Raw genomic sequence first — 9392 nt, 5'->3', positions numbered from 1 at the left:
GCTGCGGCCCCCCGGCCCCGGCCGCGCCGGCGCCGAACGACGCGGTCGGTGCGCCGGACGCGACCCGGCGGGCGGCCTGCGCCATCGCCGACGCGCTCGGCCAGCGCTGGGCCACGTCCTTCGCCATCGCCCGGTCGACCACCTCGCGCGCGCCCTGCGGTACGTCCGCGGGCAGCGGGGGTGGCACGTCGCGGATGTGCTTCATCGCGACCTGGATCGGGTTCTCGCCCTCGAACGGGCGGCGCCCGGACAGGCACTGGTAGCCGACCACCCCCAGCGAGTACACGTCGGAGGCGGCGGTGATGTTGCCGTTGCCGGTGGCCTGCTCGGGCGACACGTACGAGGCGGTGCCGAGGATCGAGCCGGCCGTGGTGAGCTGCCCGGACATCGCCGACCGGGCGATGCCGAAGTCGGTCAGCACCAGCCGCCCGTCCGGCCGGACCAGCAGGTTGCCCGGCTTCACGTCCCGGTGCACGATGCCGTGCTCGTGCGCGGCGTGCAGCGCCTCACCGGCCTGCGCCAGCAGGTCCATCGTGCGGGCCGGGGTGAGCCGGCCGACCCGGGCCAGCGTGGTGGACAGCGCCTCGCCCTCGACGTACTCCATGACCAGGTAGGCCACCTGGCCGCCGCCGTCGATCTCGGTCTCGCCGTAGTCGTACACCTTGACGACGCCGGGATGGTTGATCGTGGCCATGACCCGGGCCTCGGCGCGGAACCGCTCGATGAAGCCCGGCTCGGACAACAGCGCGGACTGCAGGATCTTGACCGCGATGACGCGGCCGAGGACGGTGTCCTCCGCCTTCCACACGTCGCCCATGCCACCGCTGGCGATCCGCTCGGTCAGCCGGTAGCGACCGCCCAGTGTGCCCCCGGGGGTCAGCATGTGCTCGATCCCTTCGTTCTCGCGCGCGCGGTCGTGGTCACTTGCCCAGCACCGCCTTCATGATGTCGCCGCCGATCTGGGTGGCGTCCCCGCTGCCGCTCTCACCGGCCGACTCAAGAAACACGCCCACGGCCACCTTCGGGTCGCCGTTGTCGCGCGCATAACCCATGAACCAGCCGTGCTCCGGCGCCCCGTTGCCGTGCTCGGCGGTACCTGTCTTGCCGCCGACCTCGATCCCGTCGATCTGCGCGTTTCGCCCGGTACCGGACGAGACGACCGCGTTCATCATCTCGCGCAGCTTGCTCGCGGTGTCGGCGCTGATCGGCTGACCGTACTTGTGTTCCTGCGCAGTCCGCAACGCAGAGTAGTCGGTGCCCTGGATCTCCTGTACCAGATAAGGCGTCATCTCGGTGCCGTCGTTGGCCACGGCGCCGGCGATCATCGCCTCCTGCAGCGGCGTCTCCGCCACGTTGAACTGCCCGATCGACGACTGCGCGACCTGCGAATCGCCCTTCGGGTCGCCGGTGACGCTCTTCGCGACCGGCATGCCCTGGTCCTGGCCGAGCATCGGAATCGTCATCGACTTGTTCAGCCCGAACTGCTCCGCCTTGTTGATCACCGTGTCCGCGCCGAGCTTCACGCCGAGCCGGGCGAATCCGGTGTTGCACGAGTCACGCAACGCGACGAGCATCGTCACCTGGTCCTGCGGGCAGATCGACGGCACGTCGTTGTGGATCTCGTTGCCCCCGTCGGACGGCTGGTAGCTCGACCCGGCCGGGATGTTGGTGTCCGGATTGTAGCCGTTCTCCAGCGCGGCGGCCGACACGATCACCTTCATCGTCGAACCGGGTGGCCACGGGCCGCCGCCACCCAGCGCCCGGTTCGCCATCGGGCCCGAGCCGCTGCTCGGGTCGTACGAGTTCCAGGCCTTCTTGATCGTGGCGTCGTCGTGGCTGGCCAGCGGGTTCGGGTCGAAGCTGGGCGAGGTGACCAGGGCGAGGATCTTCCCGGTCTTCGGATCCACCGCCACCGCCGCACCCTTGCGACCCTTCAGCGCGTTCCAGGCCGCGTCCTGCGCCTTGGCGTTGATCGTGAGCAGCACGTTCGCCCCGGCCGACTTCTTGCCGGTGACGGTGTCGGACAGCTTCTGCGTCAGCAGGGTGTCGTCGGTGCCGTTGAGCATCGAGTTCTCGTACCGCTCGATGCCGGTACTGCCGTAGACCAGCGACGTGTAACCGGTGATCGGCGCGTACTCCTCGCCCTTCGGGTAGTACCGCTGGTAGCGCAGCACGCCGCCGGTGTCCTTGCTGTACGCGACGGGGTCGCGACCGACCATGATGGTGCCCCGCGGCGTGTCGTACGCGTCCTTCAGGATGCGCGGGTTCGCCGGGTTCTCCGCCAGGCTGCGGGCCTGGAAGAACTGCACCCGGGTCAGGTTCCCCAGCAGCGCCAGGAACAGCACGAACACCACCAGCGCGGAGCGTCGCAAGGTACGGTTCACAGCTTGATCACCTCCGTCGCGACGCTCTGCAGCTGCGGCGGTGGATTGCCGCGGCCGCCACCGGTCACCTGCCCGGGCGCACGTGAGTCGTTCGAGATCCGGATCAGCATCGCGATCAGGATCCAGTTCGCCACCAGCGACGAACCGCCATAGGACAGGAACGGCGTGGTCAGACCGGTCAGCGGAATCAGATCGGTCACCCCACCCACGATGACGAAGACCTGCAACGCCACGGAGAACGCCAGGCCAGCGGCGAGCAGCTTGCCGAACGGGTCGCGGGCCATCGTGCCCGCCTTCACCCCGCGCAGCACGATCAGCAGGTAGACCAGCAGCAGCGCGGTCAGCCCGAACATGCCGAGCTCCTCGCCGATGGTGGCGACGATGAAGTCGCTGCGCGGCAGCGGTACCGAGGTCGGATCGCCGGCGCCCGGCCCGGTGCCGAGCAGGCCACCGACCCCGAGGCTGATCAGCGACCGGGACAGCTGGTACGTGTTGCCCAGCGGGTCGGACATCGGGTCGAGCCAGAAGTTGACCCGGTCGTGGAAGTTGCGGAACGGCCCGAGCCAGGTGCCGAGCGAGTAGGCCACCACCGCGCCGAAGCCGAACAGGATGGCACCGATGATCAGCCAGCTGCGCCGCTCGGTCGCGATGTAGAGCATCACCACGAAGGTGCCCAGGTAGAGCAGCGAGGACCCGAGGTCCTTCTCCACCACCAGGATCAGCACGCTGAGCACCCACACCACCAGCACCGGCCCCAGGTCACGGGGCCGCGGGAACTCGATCCCGAGCACCCGCTTGCTGGCCAGCGACAGCACCTCGCGCTTGCGCACCAGGTAGTAGGCGAAGAACACGAACAGGGCGAGCTTCGCGAACTCACCGGGCTGCACGCTCGCCACCCCGGGGATGGTGATCCACACCTTCGCGTTGTTGACCTCGCTGAACCGGCCGGGCAGCAGCGCCGGGATCGCCACCAGCACGATGCCCACCAGCCCCAGCGTGTACGCGTAGCGGGACAGCGTGCGGTGGTCCCGCACCACGGCGAGCACGATGCAGAAGCACACCACGGCCACCCCGGACCACAGCACCTGCTGGACGCCGAGCCCGTCGAACGGCCCGATGGTGGCGAACTTGCTGAAGCTGTCGTCGGTCTCGCTCGGCACGTCGACCCGGTGGATCACCACCACCCCGATGCCGTTGATCAGCATCGCCAGCGGCAGCAGCACGGGATCCGCGTACGGCGCGAAGATCCGGACCAGCACGTGCGCCAGCAGCCCGAGCAGCAGCACCAGGAACGGCAGCACCAGGCTGTCCAGCCGGATCGTGTCGATCAGCGCACCCTCGCTCGCCGCGGACAGCACCACCGTGATCACGAAGCCGAACAGCAACAGCAGCAGTTCGGTGTTCCGGCCGGTGCGCGCACGTCCGCCCGCCGCGGCACCGGATGGTGTCGCGGTCGGGTAGGCGAGGTTGGGCGAGGTCACGGATCCGCTACCGGGCCGGTCGGCAGGCGCCGGACGGCACCGGGGACGGGGTCGGCGACGGGGACTTGCTCGCCGGGTGCGACGGCTTCGCCGACTTGGACGCGGCCGAACCGGTCGGCTTCGGCGAACGGCTCGCGCTCGGCGTGGAACTCGGCGTCGGCGTCGGGGTCTCGCAGACCGGCAGCATGTTCGGGTTCCCGGTGCTGTCGTCGGTCAGCTCGCGCAGCGTGTTCAGCGCGCTGGTGCGGTTCGGGCTGTCGATACCCTGCGTCACCCGATTGCGCACCAGCTGGGTCAGCTCGCTGGTCTTCGTGTCGCTCTTGACGTCCACAGTGGACAGCTGCAGCCCGACGACCTTGCCGGGCACGCCACGGAACACCGCCACGTAGCCGTCGTCGGTGGCGCCCACGAAGTACTGCGCCTGGGTGTAGCGCCACACGCCGAAACCGCCGCCGGCGAGCACCACCAGCACGGCGAGCACGATCAGGCTGTTGCGCACCGGGTGCCGGCGGCGGGCGTCGGCGTCGTCCGGCTCGGTCGGCTCCGGCGGAGCCGGCGGCCGCGGCGGCTGCTGCGCCAGCGCCGCCCGGGCCGCCGGGCTGTTCGGGTCGGCCACCGTGACGTTGCCGCGGTCCTGCGCGGCGGCGCCACCGACGATCGGCGACTGCTCCGGGAACACACCCTCCACCACGTCGGCGATGATCACCGTGACGTTGTCCGGGCCGCCGGCCCGCAACGCCAGCTGGATCAGCCGGTCCACGCACTCCTGGGTGTCCGGGATGGACCGGATCGTCTCGCTGATGGTCTCGTCGCTGACGAAGCCGTGCAGGCCGTCGCTGCAGACCAGGTAGCGGTCGCCGGCGTGCGCCTCGCGCACCGAGAACTCCGGCTCGACGTCCTCGCCCTGCAGCGCGCGGGTGATCAGCGACCGCTGCGGGTGGTTCGTCGCCTCCTCCGGCGTGATGCGGCCCTCGTCGACCAGCATCTGCACGTACGAATCGTCCTTGGTGATCTGCGCGTACTGCCCGTCGCGCAGCAGGTAGCACCGCGAGTCGCCGACGTGGATGAGGCCGAACCGGGTGCCGGAGAACAGCAACGCGGTCAGCGTCGTACCCATGCCCTCCATCTGCGGGTTCGCCGCCACCGTGGCGCGCAGCCGCTGGTTCGCCTCGGACACCGCGTTGCGCAGCACGTCGACCAGGTCGGAGCCGGGTACGTCGTCGTCCAGCGGCGCCAGGGTGCCGATCACGATGTTGCTGGCGACGTCACCGGCGGCCATGCCGCCCATGCCGTCGGCGACCGCCAGCAGCCGCGGGCCGGCGAACACCGAGTCCTGGTTGCCGTCCCGGATCAGGCCGCGGTCCGAGTGCGCGGCGAAACGGAGGGTGAGCGTCATGAGGCGGCCTCCGTAGCGAGCATCGCGGCGGGCGTCAGCGAGCGAGGCGCGCAGCGCAGGGGGGCGCCGGGGGGCACTGTCATGAGGCGGCCTCCGGTGCTGGCATCGGCGTGCGGAGGACGGCGCTGGGAACAGTCACGGGAGGACCTCCGCGCGGACCGAGCTGCGGGAAACGGGTCACCGCAGCGCCGGAGACGCGTTCACCGGGGGGACGGAGTGGAACGGGACACCGGAAGGTCATAGTCACGGCCGTAGCTCAAGGGCGGTGCGACCGATCCTGATCGGCACACCGAGGGGGACAGGGGTTGGTCCGGAGACCTTAGCGCGATCCAGATACGTGCCGTTGGTCGAGCCAAGGTCTTCGACGAACCAGTCCCCGTTGCGCGCCACCAGCCGGGCATGCCGGGTGGACGCATAGTCGTCGCTCAACACCAGGGTGGAATTCTCCGCCCGGCCCATCGTGATCGGGTGATCTCCCAAGGTGATCTGGGTACCGGCCAGCGGCCCCTCGGTGACCACCAGCAGCCGCGGTCGCCCCGGCGTGGCGCGAGGCCGCGCCGGCGGCGGCGGCACCGATGCCGGCTGCGTCCCGCGCGGGGGCGCCGCCACCAGCCGGTTGCCGCGCGAGGACGACCACAGGTCCCGCCGCACCACCCCGACGACCGCGAACACGAAGATCCACAGCAACGCCAGGAAACCGAACCGGGCAACGACCAGGACGATCTCCGGCATCAGCCGTCCACGTGGAACGTCAGCGACGTCGTACCGAACTGGATCACGTCCCCGGGCCGCAGCGCCACCGCCGAGATGCGCTGCCCGTTCACCACGGTGCCGTTGGTCGAACCGAGGTCCGTCAACACCACCCGGGTGCCGTCGAAGTCGAGCCGGGCATGCCGGCGCGAGATCCCGACGTCGGCCAGCCGCAGCTGCGCCTGCTCACCCCGGCCGATGATCGTCGACCCGATCGCCAGCGCGAACTGCCGGCCGTCGTTCGACACCATCCGGGCGTTCGGCGTGCCCTGCCCCATCGGCGGCGCCGGCGGGCCGGACGTCTGGTACGCCTCCGGGCCCGGGCCGGGCGGCGGCGGACCCTGCTGGTACTGCTGGTCGTACCCCTGCTGCTGCTGTGGCGGCTGCTCCGGCTGCTGACCGCCGGTGTAGACCTCGGCGGTCACCCGGAACATGCCGGTGTCGAGCCCCTCGCCGCGCTCGATCTCGACGATGACGTCGCCGTACACCGTCCAGCCCTGCTCGCCGATGAACTCGGCCTGGGTCTGGGCCAGCTCCTGCGCCAGCGCCGCCGCGTACGGCGCGAGGCGACTGTGGTCGTAGGGCGAGAGATCGATCACGTACCGGTTGGGGACCAACGTGCGCCCACCGGCGAGAATCGCCTTGTGCGCCTCGGCCTCACGCTGCATGGCACTGGCGATCTCCACCGGGTGGACGACCCCCCTGAAGACCTTGGCGAAGGTGCCCTCCACCAAGTTCTCCAACCGCTTCTCGAAGCGTTGCAGAACGCTCACCGGCTCCTCCTCGGCATCCGTGACCCCGATGGTATCGGGCGAGACCACTCCCGTCGGCAGGAGCGTTCCTCCTCGTGTTAGGCTTTCGCCGCTGTCTGAGCTTGCACCATGTTGCTCGGAGAGCGGACCCGGGGCCATCGGCATCCTGGTCCGGCGGGCACTGTAACCTATGTACCCGCGAACGCCCCCGGAAATCCATGCGGACGACGGGTGCGGCCACGGGGAAGTGGCGGAATGGCAGACGCGCACGGTTCAGGTCCGTGTGCCCGAAAGGGCGTGGGGGTTCAACTCCCCCCTTCCCCACCGGATGGCTCTGGCGGCCTGTGCTCGCGGAAAGCGCGAGCCGGGTCGCCATCCTTGTGCCAGCCCGGGGGCCGAGCCCCCCGGACCCCCGCGTTGCGGGTTCCTCGGCGTCCGGCGCTGCCGGGCGTGGGCTTCGACCAACGTCCGGTTTGCCCGGCCCGCTTCGCGGGCGGGCACCCCACTCACTGAAGTTGACTCACTGAAGCTGGGCGTCCTTGACGGCTTTCGCGACGGGGCCGCCGCTTCGATGCGCGCCGATCCCGACCTTTCCGATACCGGCGCGCAGCGAACCAGACCGTGCCCCGATCGCCCGGCCCCCACCTTCCGAAGCCGGCCAGGCAGCGTCGGGCCAACCTCACTTGGCCCCGCCCTCCCGAGGCCGGGCCGGCGGGGTCGGGCCACCATCACCTGGCCCCGGGCTTCCGACGCGGCCAGGCGGGTAGGGCCAACCTCACCTGGCCCTGGGCTTCCGAGGCGGCCAGGCGGGGTCAGCACACCATCACCGGGGGCTGGGCTTCCGAGGCGAGCCAGGTGGGGTCAGGATCTCGTCTCTGGTGGTCCGACGGGGGATGGTCAAGGGGGCGAAGGCCCCCTTGACGGGGAGGGGTGTGGGGAGGGGCGAAGCCCCCTCCCCACGGTTCCCCACGAGGGTGGAGAAAACGAGCAGAGGTGGGCTCTGCCCCGCCACCCCGAGCGACGCCGCGCGAGCGACCACAGTCTCCCCAGCCCCCCTGGCGCAGTACAGCGTCAGGCGGTCTTGATCGTGCCGCCGTCGATCACGAAATCGGAGCCGACCACGTTGCCGGCCGCCTCGGAGGCGAGGAACGTGACCAGCGCCGCCACCTCGGCCGGCTCGGTGATCCGCGGCGAGGCCATCCCGAACTGCTGCGGGATCGCGGCCAGGAAGTCCTGGTGGTCGACCCCGCTGGCGGCGGCCAGCTTCGCGCCGAAGCCGTGTTCCCCGCGCCACAGCGAACTGCCGACGACGCCCGGCGACACCGTGTTGACCCGGAGGCCGCGCGGCGCGTACTCCTCGCTCAGCCGCTTGCCGAAGGCGGTGAGTGCCGCCTTGGCCTCGCCGTAGCCGACCGGGCTGGTGGCGGGCATCCGGGAGTTGATCGAGGAGATGCTGACGATCGCACCGCGCCGGTCGAGCAGGCTCGGCAGCGCCGCGCGGGTCGTCCAGACGGCGCTGAACAGGTTGAGGTCGAACATCCGGCGCCACTGGTCGTGGTCGATGTCGAGCACGCCGCCGAGGGTCATCTGGTCGGCGTCGCCGCCGCCGACGTTGTTGACCAGGATGTCGATCCCGCCGAACTCGGCCAGCGCGGCGTCGACCACGGACGTGGCGCCCTCGCGGGTGGAGAGGTCGACGGCGACCGTCGCCGCCGCGTACTTCGTCAGCTCCGGCGTGACGGTACGGGCGGCGCCGAGTACCCGGACGCCCTCGTCGGCGAGAGCCTCGACGACGGCGAGGCCGATCCCGCGGCTGGCGCCGGTGACGACGGCGGTCTTTCCGGTGAGTGCGAGTTCCATCGGGGGTTCCTTTCTTGACCTACAGGACAAAAATTTGGGCGCACGTCGGCCCCAACCCGGGTGGTACGAGAAGGTCAGAGTCCGGCGACAGCCGAGTCGATGATGCGGTGCAGCATGGGTGCGTCGTTCGTCTTCGCCATGACCCGCAGGCCGACGATCGTGTTCATCAGAAACTCCGCGTACCCGCGGGGGTCGACGTCGGGGTCGACGTCGCCGTCCCGGCGGCCGCGGGCGATCCGGTCGGTGAGCGCGGCGATGGTGTGCTGCTGCATCCGTTGCACCGCGCGCTGGATCTCCGGGTCCTGCCCGGCCAGCTCGACCGACGTGTTCACCGCGAGGCAGCCGCGCCGCACCGGGCCGGCCAGGTCCGCCTCGACCAGGGAGCGCAGGAAGCCGGCGACGACCTCGCGGGTCGTACCCGGCTTGGCCAGGCTCTGCTCGGCGAACTCGGCGCCGATCGCGTCGTAGCGACTCAGCGCGCGGTCGAACAGGTCGCGCTTGCTGGTGAAGGCGTTGTAGAGGCTGCCCTTTCCGATCCCGGTCGCCGCCGCGAGCTGCGCCGGCGAGGTGTTGAAGTAGCCGTTGGTCCAGAACGCGTCCATCGCACGATCGATCACCTCGTCGTCGTCGAACTTCCGCGGCCTGGCCATGTCGACACGCTAACAGTTCTAGACCTGTAGGTCAATAACGGGCCCGGTGCTCGGCTCGTCCGACATCGACGGTGCGGCCAGGCGGCATCCGCGGTCAGGCGGCATCCGCGGTCAGGCGG

At 70.5% G+C, this 9392-nt stretch carries 8 protein-coding genes and 1 tRNA gene; 1 reads left to right on the top strand and 8 read right to left on the bottom strand.

The annotated features are described in order from the left end of the window. From NUM_RS00480 to NUM_RS00455, 6 genes are all read right to left on the bottom strand, one after another. On the bottom strand, nt 1-883 hold an 883-nt coding region (locus NUM_RS00480), incomplete at its 3' end, for a serine/threonine-protein kinase (protein ID WP_207122460.1). A gap of 37 nt (nt 884-920) precedes the next feature. Further along, a complete protein-coding gene (locus NUM_RS00475) occupies nt 921-2384 on the bottom strand; it encodes a penicillin-binding transpeptidase domain-containing protein (protein ID WP_207122459.1) in 1464 nt (487 codons plus the stop codon). Further along, the gene (locus tag NUM_RS00470; RefSeq protein ID WP_225918234.1) at nt 2381-3865 is read right to left on the bottom strand and encodes an FtsW/RodA/SpoVE family cell cycle protein; all 1485 of its coding nucleotides are present in this window, start codon (nt 3863-3865) and stop codon (nt 2381-2383) included. The genes NUM_RS00475 and NUM_RS00470 overlap by 4 nt, the downstream gene beginning before the upstream one ends. A 7-nt stretch (nt 3866-3872) precedes the next feature. Beyond that, on the bottom strand, nt 3873-5261 hold the full coding sequence (locus NUM_RS00465; RefSeq protein WP_207122458.1) for a PP2C family protein-serine/threonine phosphatase: 1389 nt from the start codon (nt 5259-5261) through the stop codon (nt 3873-3875). Nucleotides 5262-5504: 243 nt separating this feature from the next. After that, nucleotides 5505-5993 (bottom strand): FHA domain-containing protein FhaB/FipA, encoded by a 489-nt coding sequence (locus NUM_RS00460; protein ID WP_207122457.1) that lies wholly within the window; start codon nt 5991-5993, stop codon nt 5505-5507. Beyond that, on the bottom strand, nt 5993-6784 hold the full coding sequence (locus NUM_RS00455) for an FhaA domain-containing protein (protein WP_225918233.1): 792 nt from the start codon (nt 6782-6784) through the stop codon (nt 5993-5995). Before NUM_RS00455 ends, NUM_RS00460 begins: the two co-directional genes overlap by 1 nt. Before the next feature lie 220 nt (nt 6785-7004). Between NUM_RS00455 and NUM_RS00450 the strand changes: the two genes are divergently transcribed. Next, a tRNA-Leu gene (locus NUM_RS00450) sits at nt 7005-7087 on the top strand. Between the two features lie 747 nt (nt 7088-7834). Here NUM_RS00450 and NUM_RS00445 read toward each other — a convergent pair. Both NUM_RS00445 and NUM_RS00440 read right to left on the bottom strand, forming a co-directional pair. Next, nucleotides 7835-8623 carry an SDR family oxidoreductase gene (locus NUM_RS00445; protein ID WP_207122456.1) on the bottom strand — a complete coding sequence of 263 codons (789 nt, stop codon included), beginning with the start codon at nt 8621-8623 and terminating at the stop codon, nt 7835-7837. 74 nt (nt 8624-8697) lie between these two features. Beyond that, nucleotides 8698-9273, bottom strand: coding sequence for a TetR/AcrR family transcriptional regulator (locus NUM_RS00440; RefSeq protein ID WP_207122455.1), 576 nt, complete (start codon nt 9271-9273; stop codon nt 8698-8700). Between the last annotated feature and the right edge of the window lie 119 nt (nt 9274-9392).

Source organism: Actinocatenispora comari (genome assembly GCF_017312725.1).
Lineage (GTDB): Bacteria > Actinomycetota > Actinomycetes > Mycobacteriales > Micromonosporaceae > Actinocatenispora > Actinocatenispora comari.
This window is presented reverse-complemented; position numbering and strand designations above follow the sequence as displayed.

Excerpts from the sequence above, each read along its gene's own strand:
- NUM_RS00465 (WP_207122458.1), bottom strand. The coding sequence starts at position 5,261 with ATGACGCTCACCCTCCGTTTCGCCGCGCACTCGGACCGCGGCCTGATC.
- NUM_RS00460 (WP_207122457.1), bottom strand. The coding sequence starts at position 5,993 with ATGCCGGAGATCGTCCTGGTCGTTGCCCGGTTCGGTTTCCTGGCGTTG.
- NUM_RS00445 (WP_207122456.1), bottom strand. The coding sequence starts at position 8,623 with ATGGAACTCGCACTCACCGGAAAGACCGCCGTCGTCACCGGCGCCAGC.
- NUM_RS00440 (WP_207122455.1), bottom strand. The coding sequence starts at position 9,273 with ATGGCCAGGCCGCGGAAGTTCGACGACGACGAGGTGATCGATCGTGCG.